Here is a 19,519-nt window from a genome sequence, read left to right as displayed (position 1 = left end):
GCCACAAGCCCGAAATCCTCACCGCCCGAATCACGAGTGCTGCCGGTCATCCCTGCCGATGAGCTTCGGCCATTGCGACGATCACCTTGCGCGGTCCCTTGAATGGAGCGCGCGCATGCGCGGTGAGCATGTTGTCGAGCATCACGACGTCGCCGGCCTGCCAGGGAAAGCTGATCTTGTGCTTCTCGAGAACTGTCCGGACGATCGACAACGTCTCGTCCTGGATCGTCGAACCATCGCCGTAGAAAACATTGCGCGGCAGATCGGCTTCGTCATCGACCACATCGAGCAGACTCTCGCGGACTTCCGGCTCGAGATTGGAGACGTGGAACAGATGTGCCTGGTTGAACCAAACCCAATCGCCCGTGGCGGGGTGCCGCGCCGTACCCTGACAGACCTGGCGCGTACGGAGCTCGCCATCCTCTTTCCACTCGCATTCGATGTCGTGGCGAGCACAGTATGTCTCCACTTCCGACCTGGAGTCGGTGCCGAACACCTGCTGCCAGTCGACATCGAGGCCGTTGCCGTAGTTCCGCACATACATCACACCCTTGTCCGCGAACCGTTCCCGAATGGCTGGCGGCATGTCGCGATAGATGGCGCGGCTGTCGGCGATCGGTGTCTCCCCGCCCTCCAGCGCCGGCTGCATGCAGTAGAACCATATCTTCATCGGCCAATCGCGGGTGTAGGCCTGCTCGTTATGCAGCGGGATATGCTGATGCGGCGGATATTCCGTGGACGTGTAGACTCCCGAAGTCACCTGCGAACGCGGCGTCGATCCGAACTCGTAGGTGAGCAGCGGATGACCGAAATCTGCCGCGAAGGCCCGGAACGCGTCGGGACCATCGAGCGAGAAATCACGGAACACGATGCCGCCGCTGTCGGGAAGGTATCGGTCAATCGTCTGGCGCAGCATGGGAAGGGCTTCGCCGAGCGGCTGCCCGGCCTCACCTGCCTTGAGCAGCAGGGGCAGGGTTTTGCCTTCAATGAGTGGCTGAACGGAGAACGCGCTCATGATCCTCGCTCCGATGCAAATCAATCGATCGACCCGCTTGCCGGGCCAGCGCCGCACCGATGCGGTCGACCAGCTCGGCTTGCTGCGTGTGAATGAAGAAGTGATGCCCCTGCAGCATATCGAGCGTGAATGACGCCGAGGTCTCCTTGCGCCAGGCCTCGAGCGCTTCACGGCCGGTCTCGTCGTCCGTTCCGGCGAAGACATGGACGGGGCAAGGAAGCGGACGACGCGGCTGGTAGACATAGGCTCCGCACATCAGGAAGTCGGCGCGAAGCACCGGCAGCGCGGATCGCATCAGCTCCGCATTCGACAACGCCTCGTCGGGCGTACCCTGAAGATTACGCAGCTGCTGCATCAGCGCCTCGTCGCTCAAGGGCTCGCGCCACTTGCTGCCGTCCCGAACCGCCGGCGCTTCCGCACCCGAGGCAAAGAGAACGGCCGGTGCCGGCGCGCCGCGGTCGAGCAGGCGATGCGCAAGCTCGAACGCGATCACCGCACCAAGACTGTGCCCAAACAACGCGTAAGGCCTGTCGAGCTGCGCGCCGAGCTCACCGGCGAGCTGCGCTGCCAATGCACGCGGATCGGTCGTCAGCGGCTCGTCCATCCGCGCGCCGCGCCCGGGCCATTCCACCGGCCGCACGTCGATCCATGTCGGCAGAAGCCTTCGCCAGCGCGCATAGAACATGGCACTGCCGCCGGAGTAAGGCAGACAAAGAAGCCGCATCGAAAGACCAGGCTCCGCCGACTAGGATGACTGCCGAGGCGCCGCGTCATCCATGAACTTGCGCAAGCTGAGTGGGCGCATGTCGGTCCACACCTGTTCGATGTGATCGAGACATTCCTTCTTGCTGCCGGTCTTCCCCACCGACTTCCAGCCCACGGGAATCTTCTTGAACGTCGGCCAGATGGAATATTGCTCTTCGTGATTGACGACGACGGTGAAGGTGACGTCGTCCCTGTCGAACACCATCATGACTCAGTCCCTCTTCGAAAAGCGAAAGCAGAGATGTTTGACTAGGTCAGAAGCAGACGAGGGTCAAAGCAATATCGACGCCGCATTTTTTAAGAGCTCAAAACTGGCGACAGACGTACACAATGCAACCTCCACGCTTGCGCGCCAACACGCGGGAAAATATCGATATTTCAGGACACGTCGCCGATTGCTGCAATTCTAAGCGCGCCAGCAGGAACTTTTCCGATACGCCGTGATCGCGCGCTTCGCCGCAGGCCGGGTTTCATTGCACTGTCATCAACATCCGGAAGTTCAGCGTTGCCGGTCATGGGCCAACGAAAAACCGCCGCGGACGAGATCCGCGGCGGCGCATTTGCTGCAACGATGACGTAGTGTTTCAGAAATTGAAGGTCGTTGAAAGTAGATAGGTGCGTGGAGCACCGAGCGATACTGCGCTGCTCACCGTGCGATAGGAGTTCCAATACGCCTCGTTGAAGACGTTCTCGACGCTGGCGCGAACGATGATCGGCTTGCCGTTCCATGGCGAGAGGAACGTATATCGCGCACCAAGATCCACGCGCGTCCACGCGGGAAGCTGCTGCGTATTCGCATCGTTGGCGTAGCTCTCGCTGGTATAGATGACCCGCCCCGTCATGGTTAGCCCCCGCAGAAACGGAGTATCCCACTCGGCTCCCAGATTGAGGTTGACCGCCGACACACCGACGGGAATCTTGCCGTTGTAATTGACAATGATCGATCCAACGGAGACCGCCTGTCTGACGACTTCGCCGTCAATGAAAGTCACACCACCCAGCAATCGGAAGGTCGGCGTCACTTCGCCGAAGGTGAAAAGTTCAAATCCCCGATTGCGCTGCTCGCCGGAAAGTCGCCTTGCGGGCAAGACTTGTCCCGGGACGGCGACCGAGATGATGTTCGGGCTGGTGATGTCGAATACGCTTGCCGTGAAGCCAATTCGCCCCATATCGACCTTCATGCCAACTTCCTTCTGCTTGGTCTGAGCAGGAGGAATGATCTCGCCAACGTTCGAGTAAGACGTGGCTCCGACAACGACTTCAGGCGCCTTGAGGCCCTCGATGTAATTTGCGTAAAGCGAGATATTCTCCAACGGCTTGACGATTACTGCATAGCCGGGGCTCCATGTCGGAACGTCAACACTCGATTTGGCAGAGGTCAACAGATTCACACTATCGACACCTGCTGTTTGCCGCCTCGCCCCGATGACAAACTGTAATCTGTTGTCGAGCATCGACATCGTGTCGGCGACACCAATGCTTGTTAGCTTGGTCCGCGTCTCCAGATTTTGGACAACCGTAGCGAAGTTCGGGTAAGGGATCGGAAGCGGATTATACAGGTTCGAATTGATCGCAGCACCTGCCCTGCCGAACGAACTGTAATCTCGCTCAAAGGCCGAATAGTTTACGGTCAACAGGTGATTGATAGGCCCGGTATCGACCGAAGCCCTCAGCCCAGCCTCACCCGTATAATTGTCATATACATCACGCCCGCTGAACGGAACGGCCGTCCAGTTTCCGTTCGCACTCGTGATGCGCGGCGACGGGTAGACGTAGTCAATCTCGCTCCTGTGATATCCGGCCGCGCCATACGCAGTCACCGACTCCGTTAGATCAACTTCACCTCGCGTCAAGGCGAACGCATCTCTCGGCTTCCACGTCGCCCAGTCCGGCATGTAATTAGCTCCGGGCTTCGGAAGTGCCGGCACCGGGATGGTGGTCGCAAAAGGAGGACTGCTGGTAAACGTCAGGAATCGCAAGGGCGGCTTGAGATTGTCGGCCTGATAACCGAGATCGGTGGAAAAGCGGACACGCTCGCCGCGGTAGTCAAGATTGAGCACCGCGTTGCCGAACTGATCGGTTTGTCGGTCATACGCTGTCGACCCCCCCCGTCCCATGCCGTTAAAGCGGACTCCCCATTCCTTATGCTCGCCGTATCGCCGACTCACATCGGTTTGCAGCCCGAACTGAGACTTTGAAATATAGAGTGCGGTCAGCTGCGTGATGTCGGTGTCGGGAGCTCGCTTTGTTACTAGATTGATGCTGCCACCATTGGCGCCCGATGGCGGCATACCGCCGAGAAGAACGCCTGGCCCCTTCAAAACCTCGACGCGCTCGAGGAAATTGGCCGATGTTGAATAGAACGGCGCCATTCCGTACAGACCGTTCATGGAATAGTCGCCACTGTCGTGCCAAAAGCCTCTGATGTACGCGCCATCAATACCGTTGCCAGCGGGCGTCTTCATTCGAACCGACGGATCGTTGAACAAGACGTCCCCGATGGTGCGCGCCTGCTGGTTCTGTATCAGCTCCGCCGTATAGCTGGTCTGGTTGAACGGCGTGTTCATGACGCCGCGATTGCCGAGAAGACCCAGGCTTCCGCCTGTTGCGACCTGGCCGCCTGCATAGGCGGGTGGCACCGTGCCGATGGTACCGGTCGAGGGCACCACATAGGGAACGGGTGCCGCCTGGCGCGGAGCCGCCGCGGCGACGGATCGCTGTCCTCGCGAGGCGCGGGTCGACTGCGATCTCTGGATCGGCTGACGAACTCTCGGCCTGGGAGCATCGACGGTCACCGGCGGCAAATTCGTTTGCGCAAGCGCCTGCTGAAATTCACCCGAGGGTTCCAGCGACAGCGCGAGATAGCTCACCGCTCCCAGCGATAGCGTCCGTACGATTTTCCTGGTCGAGAGTTCACGCCTCATTCCTGCACCCCAATTTCCACTCGCAAGCAAGTCCCCACGCTTCCTAACATGCGAGGGTGCTGCGAGAAGGAATTGAGAACTAGAAATTATCTAAGGTTGCACGACAAACCGTCGCGATTGGAGGATCGATCTTCATTCCAATTGCGTCATCCGATTTTTAATTCTTCTATTTTGTAATCGTTCTAATCGTCGAGCCGCATACGGCACGTCGACGACACTTTGCGTCAAACCGGCGGCGAGCTCCCATGGCCTGGACTGGCAGCTTCCACGCCCGTCAGGCTTCCCGATAGAGTCGAACGACGATGTCATTTGGAAACAGCACGTTGGCCGAGTCGGCCCGTGATCGCCACAAGACGATTCCGTCGACAGGTGCCGGCATCGGAAGCTCGCACTCGGCAAAGCTCGCCACAATCTGCAGCGTCTCGCCGCCACCCGTCCGCCAGCGGATATCGAGACCGCCATTCTGAATCGTTCCACGCGCGGCTGAGACAAATCCCTCCTTGATCAGCGGAATGATCTTTTCCCGCCGAATCCTCAGCAGCTCGGCCGTCAGCGCCCGAAATTCGGATGCGCTGTCGATGCCCGCCCAGTTCAGCTTGGAAGCGAGGAATGTTCGATCGTCACAAGGATCCGGAATCCGGGCGCGCAACTCCGGCGTCGAGAACGCCTTGAAATGCGCGAACTCCCTGCGCCGGCCCTCGCGCGTCAGATCCGCCGCCTCGCCGGACCAGTCCGCAAAGAACAGAAATGGTGTGTCGGCGGCTGCCTCCTCTCCCATGAACAGCATCGGGACGTGAGGATTGAGCAAAACGAGCGCAAGAGCCTGCCTGAGCTTTTCGGAACTGACCAGCACCGATAGCCGCTCTCCCAGCGCGCGATTGCCGATCTGATCGTGGTTCTGGGCGAAGAAGATCGTGGCCTCCGGCGGCAGGTGCGCACTCGGCTCTCCGCGCGGAGCATCGTGCAGCGGAAAGACCTCGCCCTGATAGGCAAAGCCCTCGGTGAGGGAGCGCGCAAGATGGTCGAGCGGCTTGTCTGCGAAGGCGCGGTAATATCCCTCGTTCTCTCCCGTCAGCAGCACGTGGAGCGCATTGTGGAAATCGTCACCCCACTGCGCATCGTAGTGCGCGACCCGGCCCTGCCGGCGATCGAGAAGGTGCGCCTGGTTGGCCTCGTTCTCCAGCATCAGATGCACGCGCCGGCCTGCCAGTTGGCCGCGCACGGTCTCTGCCAGCTCGATGAGAAAATGACGTTCGGAATCGTCCTTCAAGGCATGCACCGCGTCGAGACGAAGTCCGTCGAAGCCGTAGTCGCGAAGCCACATGAGCGCGTTTTCGATCAGGAACTCGCGCACGAACGCGCCATCACGGCCTTCGAGGTTGACGGCAGGGCCCCAACCCGTGGCATGGCGCTTGGTGAAGAAGTTCTCGGCATAGCTGTGCAGATAGTTCAGTTGCGGCCCGAAATGGTTATAGACGACGTCGAGATAGACCATGATGTCGAGGGCGTGCGCAGCGCGCAGCAACCGTTTGAGATCCTCCGGTCGGCCGTAGCGTGCATTCGGCGCGTTCAGCAGCACGCCATCGTAACCCCAGTTGTGCCGTCCCGGCACATCGTTGAGCGGCATCAGCTCGATCGCGGTGATGCCGAGATCGCGCAGATAGGGCAACCTTTTCTCGACGCCGGCATAGGTACCCTCCTCGCTGAAGGCACCGACATGCAGCTCGTAGATAACGGCTTCCGACCAAGGGCGGCCCGGGTATAAGATCGGGTCCCGCAACAGCGCCGTGTCTATCACTTCACTGGGCTGACCGACATCGTCAGGCTGGAAACGGGAGGCAGGATCGGGAACGGTCAGATCGCCGTCGATCCTGAACTGGTAGCGCGTCCCGGCACGTGCGGTCGGACTGAGCAACTGATGCCACCCCTCATCGTCGCGAGGCATGGAGCGTGGCGGCTGGCCGACTTCGAGTAATTCGACAGACCGAGCGGTCGGCGCCCAGAGATTGAACGAGACGCCGTGGTCGATGATTTGAGGACCATGACGCCGCGCCTGTTCGGCTATTCCCAGTCTTTGATTCAACCTGCTCGCCTTTCGCCTGCATGCTTTGACATTCTCCGGCAGGCTCTATTTCACGATCGCCTTAAGCATGCTCAGCACGGGAAAGCTGAGATGCACGCATTCGTTCCTCGAAGACGGCATCGGATTGGGGGTTGGGAGCTGTGTGCACTTTTGGACCGAAGCTGGAAGAAAGCCTCCTCGGTGGCACAACTTGGGGAAGTCCTGGCCTGGCGTTCTCGACCTCCGGCATGAATGACCGCTCGATCACATGCGGTGGGCCACCATCGGCCGGGCCTTCGGTCGGGTGGATTCAGGGAGCTCATACGAAGCCTGTACCAGGTATCGATCCAGGAAACATAAGCGCGCCTCCGTGCATTCGGCAGGCTGTTCTGGAACAGAACGGCCGGCCCGGCGGTTGCTCCAACAGACAGGAGTCATCCCCATGCAGCGCGCTAAACGGCCGCCGATCCGCAATAAGCTGGACCTGACCGATCGGGCTCAGGTGCGCCTGGTCAAGAAGCGACTGCGTCTTTCCGACGCCGAGCTGACCGCGATCGTTGGTCGAATCGGCAACTCCATTTCGGCAATCAACAAGGAAGCCGAGCAGCAAAGGGCCCGGGCGCTGACGCCGTCGGCCGATGCGTCTGCTGCCGCGGTGATCCCCCCGTAGCCGCCACGGACCAAGCGGTTGGCGAAGCCGCGACAATCGCGCCGGCGTCCTGACGGACTCAATTCCTGGGGGAAAGACATGGATCGGCCAGTACATTCAGACGACGCCCTGGCGAGGGCGGTGTCGAGCCTACGCCGTTCCCGGATCACCGAGGGCAGACCGTTTCCGCTCGGTGCCACCTGGGACGGCCTTGGCGTGAACTTCGCTCTGTTTTCGGCCCATGCCACCAAAGTCGAGCTCTGCCTGTTTGACGATAGCGGCGAGACCGAGCTGGAGCGGATCGAGCTCCCGGAATACACAGACGAAGTCTGGCACGGCTATCTGCCCTCTGCCCGTCCCGGCACCGTCTACGGCTACCGCGTCCATGGCCCCTACGAACCAGATGCCGGACACCGCTTCAATCCCAACAAGCTCGTGCTCGATCCCTATGCCCGCCAGTTGATCGGCCAACTGCGCTGGGGGCCCGAGTTGTTCGGCTACGTCCTTGACCATGCTGACAAGGATCTGTCCTACGACGAACGCGACAGCGCGCCTTTAATGCAGAAGTGTGCGGTCATCGATCCGGCCTTCACCTGGGGCGCAGCGCGCAAGCCGGAAGTACCGTGGGAACGGACCATCGTCTACGAGATGCACGTCAAGGGTTTTACCCAGCTCCATCCGCTCGTCCCCGAGGCAGACCGCGGCACGTTCTCGGGGCTCGCGCACTTCGAAATCCCGGCCTATCTGCGCTCGCTCGGCATCACCAGCGCCGAGCTGTTGCCGATCCACGCCTTCGTCGACGACAGCTACCTGGTCGAGAAGGGCCTGCGCAACTATTGGGGCTACAATTCCATCGCCTTCTTCGCACCGGAGCCGCGCTACCTCAAGACGCCGGCCGCGAACGAATTCAAGGCCATGGTCAACCAGTTTCATGCCCATGGCATCGAGGTCATCCTCGACGTCGTCTATAATCACACCGCGGAGGGAAACGAGCTCGGCCCGACGCTGTCGTTCAAGGGCATCGACAACGCCAGCTACTACCGCCTGCTGCCGGACAAGAAGCGCTACTACATCAACGACACCGGCACCGGAAACACGGTGAACCTCTCACACCAGCGCGTGCTCCAGTTGGTCGCCGATTCCCTGCGCTACTGGGCCACCGAGATGCGGGTCGATGGCTTCCGCTTCGACCTGGCAACCATCCTGGCGCGAGAGCCCTACGGCTTCGATGAAGGCGGTGGCTTCCTCGATGCGTGCCGCCAGGATCCCGTACTCTCCAGTGTGAAGCTGATCGCCGAGCCCTGGGACATCGGGCCGGGCGGCTATCAGGTCGGCCAGTTTCCGCCGGGATGGGCAGAGTGGAACGACAAGTTCAGGGATACCGCACGTTCCTTCTGGAAAGGCGATCCGGGCACGATCGCCGACTTTGCCAAACGCATTTCCGGGTCGGGTGATCTCTTCAACAAGCGCGGCCGCCGGCCCTGGGCCAGCGTCAACTTCGTCACGGCCCATGACGGCTTCAATCTCAACGATCTCGTATCGTATAATGAGAAGCACAACGAGGCGAATGGCGAGGACAATCGCGACGGTCACAGCAACAACCATTCCTGGAACTGCGGTGCAGAGGGGCCGACCGACGACCCCGAGATCACGGTGCTGCGCGAGCGCCAAAAACGAAATCTGCTCGCGACGATGCTGCTCTCGCATGGCACGCCGATGCTGCTCGCCGGTGACGAATTCGGGCATACGCAGAAGGGCAACAACAATGCCTATGCGCAGGACAACGAGACCACCTGGCTGGACTGGATGGGCATCACCGCCAATGGTCGCAGCCTTCGCGAATTCGCGCGCAAGCTGATCGCCACACGCAAAGCCTTCCCCATTCTCTACCGCAGCCGCTTCCTGGTTGGCTCGCACAACGAAGAGCTCGACGTCAAGGACGTGGCCTGGCTGTCTCCATCCGGCGAGGAGATGACGACGGAGCAGTGGCAGGACGGCAACGCCAAATGCTTCGGCATGTTGCTCGACGGGCGAGCGCAAGAGACCGGAATCCGGCGCCGCGGCTCGGATGCCACCATGCTTCTGGTCTACAACGCGCACCACGACGTCGTGAACTTCACATTGCCCGCCGTCGCCGACGGTCTGAGTTGGCTGGGCCTGATCGACACCAACCGGCCGGACGAGCGGATGGCCGAGTTCGAGTTCGGGCACGCTTATGCCGTGACGGGGCGATCGCTGCTGGTGTTCGGGCTTGCCAACGACAATATCGCCACGCGCCGCTTACGCCAGGGTCTTGGCGCGCTGCTGGATATCGCTGACACACCTCTGTCCGGCTAGATCAACGGTCTCGGTTGCAGTCAGGGCCTACGCTGTTTCGATGAGCGCCCACACGTGGCCGCTCCAGGTCAAGCGTCCATTATCTTTTTCATAGTGGCTCTTTGCATTGATCGCGGCGTCAGGCGATTTGAAAAGGCAGCCATGTTGTTCGCCAGGCCCGGGATCACCATGGCCTTTCCTTGCATGAGCGCCCGAATACCCGTCTCGGCGACCGGACGCGGCTTCATGGTGAGGAGGCGCAGCAAGCCCGAGGCGGTTGCGCCGGCAGCAGCATCGAAACCCGTCGCGGTGTGCCCAGGGCAGAGACTGGTGACGACCACGCCGTGCGGGCGGAGTTCGTCATGCAGGGCCTCGCCAAAAGCGAGTACATAAGCCTTGGTTGCTGCATAGGCTGCGTAACTGGGAACGGCCTGAAAGCCGAGAAGGCTGGCGATGAGAAGAATATGGCCGGATCGCCGCTTGGCCATGTCCCGGCCGAACAGATAGGTCAGCTCCGTGACGGTCGTGATGTTGAGCTGGATCATGTCCGCGGTGCGCTCGATTGACGTGTCCAAAAAATCGCCGTGCAAACCGTATCCGGCATTGTTCAGCAAGATGTCGATCGCCACCGACTTCGCGTCGAGATTGCTCTTGAGGCGGCTAGCCGCGCCCGGCGCCGCAAGGTCGATCGCCTCGACCAGCACATCCACCCCGTATTTGCGGCGGAGATCGGAGGCAAGCTTTTCCATGGGAACCTGCCGTCGGGCCGCCAAGACGAGATTGACCTTCTGCGCCGCCAGCAGATCTGCGAATTCAAGGCCGAAGCCGCTTGAGGCCCCCGTGATCAGAGCCCATTTTCCGGCGAAGCTGTTCATTGCTTCATGCGACATCGTTCTCGTCCTCATCTATTTGAAATGGAGCTCGGGCACATTCTCAATCAGAATGCCGGCCCATCCTTTCAAGCGGCAGCGGCGTCTCGAACCTGTTTCGCCGCGGCATCCAGAACGGCCTGAGCCAGATCAGGATCGTTGATCGTGCGCGATAGCGTCACCGCGCCGACCATCGTCGCGAGAATGGCCATGGCCTTGCTGCGGGAGGCCTCGTCGCCAGCTCCGCCGAGAAAGCGGGCGAGCACGTCGAGATGCGCTTTGATTCCTGCTTCGAATTCCGCCTTCACCTCGGGGCCCTGTCGGGCGGCATCCGAGCCGAGGGCCACGATCGGGCAGCCGTCCATCTTCTCTCCGCGATGATCGCCGCTGAGGTAAAACCCGATCACTGCGCCGAGTGGATCGTCAGGATGTGCCGCGGCCGCGTCCGACCATCGGCCGGATGCGCTTTCCAATGCGCGCCTGGACGCCTCCACCGCCAGATCCTCTTTTGATGCGAACTGCTTGTAAAAGGCGCCTTGGGTCAGCCCGGCCCCCTTCATCAGATCCTTGAGGCCGATGCCATCAAAGCCGCGCTCCCTGAAAAGGCGGCTGGCCACATTGATCACGGTTTGGCGGTTCTCAGCCGCCTGTGTGCGACTCACTCGCATCGTGGATCTCCATTTGGATTTCGTACGACCTCTATATCCAATATAGAGTTGATTTGCAATCTATCAATCCAGATCCCGGTATCTAAACACCGATATCCGGACCGAGGGTCACGCTGCCGTTATCGCTCGAACTTTTAGATTGTGATCGAAATCTAATTTAGATATAGAGTTCGCATGAAATCTAATTCTCGAAAGGAGACGGTCATGAAAAGGGGTGTTGCGGTGCTCGCGGGTATTCTGGTCCCAGCTGGGGTGGCAACCTTCGTTGCTCTTGCGATTCCCTCCCATGAAGCCTCCGCGGTCGCTGACCCCAGGCAGGAGGCCCCGATGGTCCGTCTCGTCGCGGCCGCGCGGGTCAGCGGATCCGAACGAGGGTTTACCGGGACGATCGGCGCGCGCGTGGAGAGCAATCTCGGTTTTCGCGTCGCCGGTAAGATCGTCGAACGGCTCGTGAATGTCGGTGAGCAGGTCAAATCCGGGCAGCCCTTGATGCGGATCGACGAAACCGACCTGCGCCTCGCGGTCACAGCGAAGCGCAATGCCGTCGCAGCGGCGCGTGCAGTTGTCGTTCAGACCGACGCCGACGAGCGGCGCTACGCCAACTTGGTGAGCGACGGATGGACTTCGAAGCAGCGCTACGAACAGGCGAAGGCCGCATCGGACACCGCCAAAGCGCAGCTTGCCGCGGCGGAAGCCGACGCAGAGGTTGCGGAGAACCAGGCGACCTATTCGGTCCTGGTGGCGGATGCGAACGGAACGGTCACCCAGACGCTTGGCGAGCCGGGGCAAGTCGTCGCTGCCGGCCAGGCGGTGGTTCGGCTGGCACAGTCCGGTCCTCGCGAAGCTGTGGTCGCGCTTCCCGAAACGATCCGGCCGGCGATTGGTTCGCTTGCCGATGCAAGCCTCTATGGGAGCGATGGGCGCCGCCACAGCGCGCATCTGCGCCAGTTGTCGGATTCCGCAGATCCCCAGACCCGCACCTATGAAGCCCGCTACGTGCTCGATGGTGAGGCTGCGGCGGCACCGCTCGGCGCAACGGTCACTATTCGGCTTGCAAGCCAGGATCATCAGCCGGAGGTTCAGGTGCCGCTAGGAGCCGTGCTCGATGACGGCCGAACGACCGGCGTTTGGGTCTTCGACAGCGCGACCTCAACCGTGCGCCTGCAGCCCGTCAAGCTTCTGCGTGTGACCAGCGAAACGGCCGTTATCTCCGGATCGAAGTCCGGTGACCAGATTGTTTCCCTCGGCGCACATCTTCTGCACGAGGGCGCCCGCGTCAGGACCGCGCCGGAAAACAGGAGCAACTGATGAGCTTCAATCTCTCCGCCCTCGCCGTTCGCGAACGCGCCGTCACCCTGTTCTTCATCCTCTTGCTGGCAGCCGCCGGCGCCTATGCCTTCTTCATGCTCGGGCGGGCCGAGGATCCGTCCTTCACCATCAAGACCCTGACGGTCACGACGGTCTGGCCGGGCGCGACGGCACGCGAGATGCAGGATCAGGTCGCCGAGCCCCTGGAGAAGCGAATTCAGGAACTGACCTGGTATGACCGGGTGGAGACGACGACGCGGCCCGGCTATGCCTACATGACGGTGACGCTGAAGGACAGCACGCCGCCATCGAGCGTGCAGGAAGAGTTCTATCAAGCCCGCAAGAAGCTGGGAGATGAAGCCCGCAAGCTGCCCTCCGGCGTGCTCGGCCCCTTCGTCAACGACGAATATTCGGACGTGAGCTTCGCCCTTTACGCGCTCAAGGCCAAGGGCATGCCGATGCGCGAGCTCGCCAGGCAAGCCGAGACCATCCGTCAGGACCTCCTGCACGTGCCCGGCGTCAAGAAAATCAACATCCTCGGCGAGCGTCCCGAACAGATCTTCGTCGAATTTTCTTATGCCAAGCTGGCAACCCTCGGCGTATCAGCAACGGATATCGTTGCCGCTTTGCAGCGGCAGAACACGTTGACACCAGCAGGCTCCATCGACACCAAGGGGCCGCAGGTCTTCATCAGGGTCGATGGCGCTTACGACAGCGTCCAGGCGATTGCCGACACGCCGATTGTCGCGGCCGGGCGGACGCTGAAGCTTTCCGACATTGCCGAGGTCCGACGCGGCTACGAGGATCCGCCCACCTACATCATCAGGCACCAGGGTGAGCCCACCATCATGCTCGCAGCGGTGATGCAGGAGGGCTGGAATGGTCTGGCGCTCGGCAAGGCGCTGGAGGAGCGATCCGCAGCCATCGCCGGGACACTGCCGCTCGGGATGACCCTGGCCAAGGTCAGCGATCAGGCCGTCAACATCACCTCGGCGGTCGACGAATTCATGATGAAATTTGCGATGGCGCTCGGCGTGGTGCTGCTGGTGAGCCTGCTGAGCCTCGGCTGGCGTGTCGGCATCGTCGTGGCGGCGGCAGTGCCACTGACGCTCGCCGTCGTGTTCCTCATCATGCTGGAAATCGGCCGGTTCTTCGACCGCATCACGCTCGGCGCCCTCATCCTGGCGCTCGGTCTCCTCGTTGACGACGCCATCATCGCGATCGAGGTCATGGTGGTGAAAATGGAAGAGGGCATGGACCGCATCTCGGCGGCGGCCTATGCGTGGAGCCACACCGCGGCGCCGATGCTGTCCGGAACGCTCGTAACGATCGCAGGCTTCCTGCCGGTGGGTTTTGCGCGCTCGACGGCCGGCGAATACGCCGGAAACATCTTCTGGGTCGTGGGGTTCGCCCTCATCGTCTCCTGGATCGTCGCGGTGATCTTCACCCCGTATCTTGGCGTCAAGATGCTGCCGGCGATCAAGCCGGTCGAGGGCGGCCACCATGCAATTTACGGCACGCCCAACTATCGGCGCCTGCGCGGCCTCATCACCCTCGCCGTCCGCCACAAATTCCTGACCTGCAGCATCGTCGCCGTCGCCTTCGCACTTTCCATCGTCGGCATGAGTGGCGTCAAGCAGCAGTTCTTCCCGACCTCGGATCGCCCGGAAGTGCTGGTGGAGGTTCGCCTGCCGGAAGGCACCAGCATCGAGACGACGACGGCCACCGTCGAGAAGCTCGAGCATTGGTTGCACGATCAACCCGAGGCCAAGATCGTCACGAGCTATGTCGGTCAGGGTGCGCCCCGCTTCTTCTTCGCGATGGCGCCCGAGCTGCCCGATCCGGCCTTCGCAAAGATCGTCGTCCTGACGCCTGACGCAGAGGCGCGCGAGACTTTGAAGCACCGGCTCCGACAGACCCTGTCACAGGGCCTCGCACCCGAGGCCAATGTGCGCGTCACCCAACTCGTGTTCGGACCTTACACGCCCTTCCCGGTGGAGTTCCGGATCATGGGACCGGATCCCGCTCAATTGTATGCCATCTCTCAGAAGGCTCTCGAAGTCATGCGTGGCGTTCATGACGCACGGCAGGCAAATCGGGATTGGGGCGATCGCACGCCCGTGCTCCGCTTCATCCCGGATCAGGATCGGCTGAACCTGATCGGCCTTTCGCCGGCCGAGGTCGGCCGTCAACTCCAGTTCCTGCTCACCGGCATCGCCGTGACACAGGTTCGCGAGGATATCCGCAATGTCCCCATCGTGGCGCGTAGCGCCGGCGGCGAACGGCTGGATCCGTCGCGTCTGGCGGATTTCTCATTGATGAGCAGGGACGGCCGCGCGATTCCGCTCGACCAGGTCGGCCATTCCGAAATCCGGCTCGAAGAGCCGATCATGAAGCGGCGCGATCGCACGCCGGTCGTCACAATTCGTTCTGATATCAATGAGGCGACCCAACCTCCGGAGGTCTCCAAGGAAATCAGGACGGCCCTCCAGCCCCTGATCGCCTCCCTTCCCGCCGGGTATCGTATCGAGCTGGGCGGATCGATCGAGGAGGCAACCAAGGCCAACGACGCGCTCGCGACGATCTTTCCGGCCATGATTGCCGCCATGCTGATCGTCATCATGCTGCAGGTGCGATCCTTCTCGATGATGGCCATGGTCGTTCTGACGGGACCGCTCGGCCTCGTCGGCGTCGTGCCGGCACTGCTCCTCTTCAACCAGCCGTTCGGATTCAACGCGATCCTGGGCCTGATCGGACTGGCCGGCATCCTGATGCGCAACACTCTGATCCTGACCGAACAGATCAAGGAAAACCTTGCCGCCGGACTTGACGACTATCACGCCGTCATCGAGGCCACCGTGCAACGCACCAGGCCCGTGATCCTCACGGCGCTTGCTGCGGTGCTGGCCTTCATCCCGCTCACGCACTCCGTCTTCTGGGGATCGATGGCTTACACGCTGATCGGCGGCACCGCAGTCGGAACGGTGCTGATCCTGCTGTTCCTCCCGGCGCTCTATGCCGCGTGGTTCCGAGTCAAGCCGACCGCTGACGGGACGCATGCGGGAACGACGGAAGAGGCGCATGCACAACCGGCAATGGCTGCCGAATAGATGACGGCTCGAGCGCAGGAGACCATATTGAGCAAGCTCTTCACTCTCCTCTCGATTGTCTTCGCCGGCTTGGCTGGCGCAGACTACTTGAGCGTTGCACCGGCGGCTTCAACAAACGCCTACGGATACTGTCTTCAAGACCATTCCTCCGACACGCCGAAATGCAGCTTCGATACACTCGAGCAGTGCATCATCCTCATTTCCGGTCGCGGTGGGAGCTGCGCTCGCCACCCGTGGCCATCCGAGGGATCCGCCATGGCGGCGGACTGAACCAAAGGCTGTCCGCCATATTTTGGTCGAGCCGGGCTTCGCCGAGGCGGAGCTCGGCTCGCAACCACATGACTGGCCTCGATCCGGCGCCAGAAAAGATGGCCGTTGCGCCCAGTCACTATTAATACTAAAGTGACTTACATCAACAAACAATCCAGGGGAAACGAATGCGCAAGGTTGGGATACACCACTTTCCCGAAATCGATCGTGTAGTCTACGGCAAGCCTGCAGCTGAGGCCTTGAATGATGAAGCCGTGCGGCTGAATGCCAACCGCGTTTTCCTCCTGGTCAGCCGTACCTTGAATACGAAGACCGACGAGATCGAAAAGATTCGCCGCGCGCTCGGCAACAAGCATGTGGCGACCTTCGACGGAATTGCGCAGCACACGACCCGAAAACAAGCTGCTGAAGTCGCGTGTCAAGCGAACGACGCTCAAGCTGATCTGATCGTTGCCGTCGGTGGAGGTTCTGCCGTCGACCTCGCGAAGATCGTCATCATGGCCGTGGAACATGATATCCGCGATGAGGCAGGTTTCGACCCGTTCGTTATGGGTCCCGGCGTGCCCTTCTCTCCATTCCGCGCGCCCAAGGTGCGGCAGATCGCAGTGCCATCGACGCTGAATGGCGGCGAATACAATGCCGGAGCGCTCGTCACGGACGAGCGCACCAAGCTGAAGCAGATATTCTTCCACCCGCAGATGTCACCCGTGGCAGTCATCCTTGATCCCGACCTGAGCCTCAATACGCCTATGAATCTGTGGATGGGATCCGGGACACGCTCGATGGATCACGGCATCGAAGCCCTATGCTCGCCGGCTGGCACGCCATTGGCGGATGAAGTGGTCTTGGCGGGCATCCGTCTTTTGCGCGAGGGCATGCTCCGCACTCTGCAGCATCCGGATGATCTGGAAGCGCGACGCCAATCGCAACAAGGCTCGTGGCTCGCCGCTTTCGGTCTGCAGGCACGCGTTCCGATGGGGGCAAGCCACGGGATCGGACACGTGCTTGGCGGCACTTTCGATGTTCCTCACTATTACTGCACGCCCGTCATCATGCCGAGCCTGCTTCGGTACAACAAAGCCTTTACGGAGGATGCGCAGAAGCGCTTGGCGGCAGCTCTCGGCAGCCCCGATATGGAAGCTGGAGATGCTTTCGCCGGCTTCGTCAAAGCCCTCGGACTACCTACTCGTCTGGCCGACGTCGGCGTCGGCGAGGACAAGTTCGAGAAGATCAGCAAGATTGCGATCAATCACCGCTTCGTTCAAGCCAATCCGAGGCCGTTCAAGAGCGAAGCCGACATCGTCGATCTGCTGCGAATGGCTGCTTGATTGAACCGGTTTGCGCGATTCATGGGTTAAGGTGCGTGCGATCGGCAGAGGATCGGCGGGAGCCAGTTTGATGCAGGCCCTTTGCAGACAGCGTTCACGTGTCTTCGAGCCACTCTTGATACGGAGTGAGGATGACTGCTCTCACTGATTTATTCCCCGGCTTTGCGTCGGTGAATGCCGAAACAAGTTCGGGTCGCATCTTTGCGCGCGTTGGCGGCAAGGGGCCGCCGCTTCTCCTGTTGCATGGATTTCCTCAAACCCATGCGATGTGGCATCATTTGGCGCCGGCACTCGCCGAACGGTTCTCGCTCGTCATCGCCGACCTTCCAGGATACGGCGCGTCCGACGTTCCCACGACTGATGCAAACCATACTCCCTATACGAAACGGGCAATGGCCCGGACGATGGTCGAGGTGATGGAAAGTCTCGGCCACTCTCGTTTCTCCTTGGCCGGCCATGACCGGGGAGGACGTGTCGGCTATCGTTTGGCGCTCGATCATCCGGAACGACTTTCGCGGCTCGTCGTCCTCGACATTTTGCCTACTTACAATTACTGGACGAATCTAAGCCGTCTTTCGGCGCTTCGCATCTATCATTGGACGTTTCTGGCTCAGCCCCATCCTTTACCCGAAACGCTGATCTCGCGAGACCCAGACGGATTCTTCGGCCCGGTGTTCGCGGAGGGTTTCGATCCCAGGGCCGTGGAACACTACCTAAGCGCGTTGCGCGATCCCGAGCGCGTGCATGGGCTTTGCGAAGACTACCGAGCCGGCGCCTATGCGGACTTCGAGCATGACAAGAGCGATCTTGATGCCGGTCGAAAGATCACGACGCCCCTTCATGTGATCTGCGGAAGCCGAGGTATCGCCGCGGCGGGCGCTCAGCCGCTGATCATTTGGAGCCATTGGGCAAAGCAGGTCACAGGAGAAGCAGTCGAGGCCGGTCACTTCCTGTGCGAGGAAGCTCACGACGCCACGCAGAGAGCTATCCTGAAGTTCCTTGCGGGTTAATCAGCGAACCGCCAGCAGCGCGGACGGTTGAAGATCGGCGATTCGAGGGTATCCATCGACGGCCATCAGCAAGTCCGCCTCCGCCAAAATGCATCGCAGCACGTGAACGATCCCGTCGACTCCATCAAGCGCGAGTCCGTAGGCATACGGTCGGCCGATTCCGACGGCCGTCGCGCCCAGAGCCAACGCTTTAACAACATCCGTGCCTGATCGTATCCCAGAGTCGAACAGAACGGGCGTGTCGCCGGAGGCCCTGACAATGCCGGGCAGCAGATCCACCGCCGCAATGCCGCCGTTTGCCTGGCGGCCGCCGTGGTTGGAGCAAAAGATGCCGTCGACCCCCGCATCGATCGCACGCCGGGCATCATCAGGGTGGCAGATGCCTTTGAGCACGAGAGGAAGCCTGGTCAGGGAACTCAACCAGGGAAGATCGTTCCAAGTCAGAGGATTTCCGAAGATTTTCGCCCATTGCATGATTGCGGCCGGAAGATCTTCCTCGGGAGGCTTTTGCAGCCGGCCGCGAAACACGGGATCCGAAAAATAGTTGCTAAGAACGTCCCCGTGAAACTGAGGGAAGTTCGCCAGGTCGAGGTCCCGCGGGCGCCACCCGGTGATCCATGTATCCAAAGTGACCACGAGCGCCTTGAATCCCGCCGCCTCGGCCCTACGGACCAGGCTCTCCGCAACTTCCCGATCGGTGGGCGTATAGAGCTGAAAGAAACCCGGCGTATCTCCGAATTTGGCGGCCACCGTCTCAAGGGGATCGATGCTGAAGGTCGAAGCCATCATCGGCACGCCGGCCTTCTGCGCGGCCTTCGCAGTCGCAATGTCACCGTGCATGTCTTGCGAGCATAATCCGATGACGCCGATTGGACTCAAGAAGAGCGGAGTAGGAAACCGCATCCCGAACAGATCGATCGACAGGTCTCGCTTCGCAGCACCAACCAGCATGCGAGGCATCAAACCCCATTGCTCAAATGCCGAGACATTGACGTTTTGCGTATGCTCGTTGCCGCAACCGCCGGCTACGTAGGCCACGAGCCCGGGAGCCATCGCCGCATGCGCGCGGGCCTCCAATTCGCGGAAGCCGACCGGCAGTTTCGGCAGCTTGCCGCCGAGACCGCCGAAATAGATTTCGGTCTGATAGTCGCCGTAGTGACCCAACGTGTTCTCCCCCTCTGTTGATCGGCGTGACGGCAGCCAGCATGAACGGAGCCCTTCGGAC

Annotated in this window: 15 protein-coding genes; 7 read left to right on the top strand and 8 right to left on the bottom strand. The window is 61.1% G+C overall.

From position 1 onward, the window contains the following. Window positions 1-46: 46 nt before the first annotated feature. The 5 genes from ACFDR6_RS07810 to treZ all read right to left on the bottom strand — a co-directional run bounded on the left by ACFDR6_RS07810 (window position 47) and on the right by treZ (window position 6,769). Window positions 47-1,015, bottom strand: a complete 969-nt coding sequence (locus ACFDR6_RS07810) for a TauD/TfdA family dioxygenase (RefSeq protein ID WP_375857963.1) — start codon at window positions 1,013-1,015, stop codon at window positions 47-49. Then, window positions 984-1,739: a thioesterase II family protein gene (locus ACFDR6_RS07805; RefSeq protein ID WP_375857962.1), complete on the bottom strand. Its 756-nt coding sequence runs from the start codon at window positions 1,737-1,739 to the stop codon at window positions 984-986. Before ACFDR6_RS07805 ends, ACFDR6_RS07810 begins: the two co-directional genes overlap by 32 nt. Window positions 1,740-1,760: 21 nt before the next feature. Then, window positions 1,761-1,988, bottom strand: a complete 228-nt coding sequence (locus tag ACFDR6_RS07800; RefSeq protein WP_212092589.1) for an MbtH family protein — start codon at window positions 1,986-1,988, stop codon at window positions 1,761-1,763. 376 nt (window positions 1,989-2,364) lie between these two features. Beyond that, window positions 2,365-4,704 carry a TonB-dependent receptor gene (locus ACFDR6_RS07795; RefSeq protein WP_375857961.1) on the bottom strand — a complete coding sequence of 780 codons (2,340 nt, stop codon included), beginning with the start codon at window positions 4,702-4,704 and terminating at the stop codon, window positions 2,365-2,367. A gap of 274 nt (window positions 4,705-4,978) precedes the next feature. Further along, window positions 4,979-6,769 (bottom strand): malto-oligosyltrehalose trehalohydrolase, encoded by a 1,791-nt coding sequence (gene treZ, locus ACFDR6_RS07790; RefSeq protein ID WP_375858539.1) that lies wholly within the window; start codon window positions 6,767-6,769, stop codon window positions 4,979-4,981. A 439-nt stretch (window positions 6,770-7,208) separates the two neighbouring features. Between treZ and ACFDR6_RS07785 the strand changes: the two genes are divergently transcribed. Both ACFDR6_RS07785 and glgX read left to right on the top strand, forming a co-directional pair. Then, entirely contained in the window at window positions 7,209-7,436 is a 228-nt protein-coding gene (locus ACFDR6_RS07785) for a DUF3606 domain-containing protein (protein WP_212092591.1), read from the top strand. Window positions 7,437-7,514: 78 nt separating this feature from the next. Beyond that, window positions 7,515-9,752, top strand: coding sequence for a glycogen debranching protein GlgX (gene glgX, locus ACFDR6_RS07780; RefSeq protein ID WP_212092592.1), 2,238 nt, complete (start codon window positions 7,515-7,517; stop codon window positions 9,750-9,752). 68 nt (window positions 9,753-9,820) lie between these two features. Here the strand turns inward: glgX and ACFDR6_RS07775 are convergent, their stop codons facing one another. After that, window positions 9,821-10,621 (bottom strand): SDR family NAD(P)-dependent oxidoreductase, encoded by an 801-nt coding sequence (locus ACFDR6_RS07775; RefSeq protein WP_375857960.1) that lies wholly within the window; start codon window positions 10,619-10,621, stop codon window positions 9,821-9,823. A gap of 68 nt (window positions 10,622-10,689) precedes the next feature. Continuing rightward, window positions 10,690-11,268 (bottom strand): TetR/AcrR family transcriptional regulator, encoded by a 579-nt coding sequence (locus ACFDR6_RS07770; protein ID WP_375857959.1) that lies wholly within the window; start codon window positions 11,266-11,268, stop codon window positions 10,690-10,692. A 204-nt stretch (window positions 11,269-11,472) separates the two neighbouring features. On the opposite strand from ACFDR6_RS07770, the gene ACFDR6_RS07765 reads away from it, so the two are divergent. The 5 genes from ACFDR6_RS07765 (at window position 11,473) to ACFDR6_RS07745 (ending at window position 18,294) form a co-directional block, all read left to right on the top strand. Then, complete coding sequence (locus ACFDR6_RS07765) at window positions 11,473-12,576, top strand: efflux RND transporter periplasmic adaptor subunit (protein ID WP_375857958.1); 1,104 nt, start codon at window positions 11,473-11,475, stop codon at window positions 12,574-12,576. Continuing rightward, the gene (locus ACFDR6_RS07760) at window positions 12,576-15,686 is read left to right on the top strand and encodes an efflux RND transporter permease subunit (protein ID WP_375857957.1); all 3,111 of its coding nucleotides are present in this window, start codon (window positions 12,576-12,578) and stop codon (window positions 15,684-15,686) included. The genes ACFDR6_RS07765 and ACFDR6_RS07760 overlap by 1 nt, the downstream gene beginning before the upstream one ends. Then, complete coding sequence (locus ACFDR6_RS07755; RefSeq protein ID WP_375848938.1) at window positions 15,687-15,956, top strand: DUF3551 domain-containing protein; 270 nt, start codon at window positions 15,687-15,689, stop codon at window positions 15,954-15,956. 167 nt (window positions 15,957-16,123) lie between these two features. Then, window positions 16,124-17,284, top strand: coding sequence for an iron-containing alcohol dehydrogenase (locus ACFDR6_RS07750; RefSeq protein WP_212092598.1), 1,161 nt, complete (start codon window positions 16,124-16,126; stop codon window positions 17,282-17,284). 131 nt (window positions 17,285-17,415) lie between these two features. Continuing rightward, window positions 17,416-18,294 carry an alpha/beta fold hydrolase gene (locus tag ACFDR6_RS07745; protein ID WP_375857956.1) on the top strand — a complete coding sequence of 293 codons (879 nt, stop codon included), beginning with the start codon at window positions 17,416-17,418 and terminating at the stop codon, window positions 18,292-18,294. Here ACFDR6_RS07745 and ACFDR6_RS07740 read toward each other — a convergent pair whose 3' ends face one another. Continuing rightward, entirely contained in the window at window positions 18,295-19,458 is a 1,164-nt protein-coding gene (locus ACFDR6_RS07740; RefSeq protein WP_375857955.1) for a lactate 2-monooxygenase, read from the bottom strand. Between the last annotated feature and the right edge of the window lie 61 nt (window positions 19,459-19,519).

This window comes from Bradyrhizobium tunisiense, from assembly GCF_042263385.1.
Classification (GTDB): Bacteria; Pseudomonadota; Alphaproteobacteria; order Rhizobiales; family Xanthobacteraceae; genus Bradyrhizobium; species Bradyrhizobium tunisiense.
Note: the sequence above shows the minus strand (reverse complement) of the source record. Positions and strands in the feature narration are given on the sequence as shown.

Excerpts from the sequence above, each read along its gene's own strand:
- ACFDR6_RS07760 (WP_375857957.1), top strand. The coding sequence starts at position 12,576 with ATGAGCTTCAATCTCTCCGCCCTCGCCGTTCGCGAACGCGCCGTCACC.
- ACFDR6_RS07805 (WP_375857962.1), bottom strand. The coding sequence starts at position 1,739 with ATGCGGCTTCTTTGTCTGCCTTACTCCGGCGGCAGTGCCATGTTCTAT.
- ACFDR6_RS07755 (WP_375848938.1), top strand. The coding sequence starts at position 15,687 with ATGACGGCTCGAGCGCAGGAGACCATATTGAGCAAGCTCTTCACTCTC.
- ACFDR6_RS07785 (WP_212092591.1), top strand. The coding sequence starts at position 7,209 with ATGCAGCGCGCTAAACGGCCGCCGATCCGCAATAAGCTGGACCTGACC.
- ACFDR6_RS07800 (WP_212092589.1), bottom strand. The coding sequence starts at position 1,988 with ATGATGGTGTTCGACAGGGACGACGTCACCTTCACCGTCGTCGTCAAT.
- ACFDR6_RS07795 (WP_375857961.1), bottom strand. The coding sequence starts at position 4,704 with ATGAGGCGTGAACTCTCGACCAGGAAAATCGTACGGACGCTATCGCTG.
- ACFDR6_RS07745 (WP_375857956.1), top strand. The coding sequence starts at position 17,416 with ATGACTGCTCTCACTGATTTATTCCCCGGCTTTGCGTCGGTGAATGCC.
- ACFDR6_RS07765 (WP_375857958.1), top strand. The coding sequence starts at position 11,473 with ATGAAAAGGGGTGTTGCGGTGCTCGCGGGTATTCTGGTCCCAGCTGGG.
- ACFDR6_RS07750 (WP_212092598.1), top strand. The coding sequence starts at position 16,124 with ATGCGCAAGGTTGGGATACACCACTTTCCCGAAATCGATCGTGTAGTC.
- glgX (WP_212092592.1), top strand. The coding sequence starts at position 7,515 with ATGGATCGGCCAGTACATTCAGACGACGCCCTGGCGAGGGCGGTGTCG.
- ACFDR6_RS07770 (WP_375857959.1), bottom strand. The coding sequence starts at position 11,268 with ATGCGAGTGAGTCGCACACAGGCGGCTGAGAACCGCCAAACCGTGATC.
- ACFDR6_RS07775 (WP_375857960.1), bottom strand. The coding sequence starts at position 10,621 with ATGTCGCATGAAGCAATGAACAGCTTCGCCGGAAAATGGGCTCTGATC.
- ACFDR6_RS07810 (WP_375857963.1), bottom strand. The coding sequence starts at position 1,015 with ATGAGCGCGTTCTCCGTTCAGCCACTCATTGAAGGCAAAACCCTGCCC.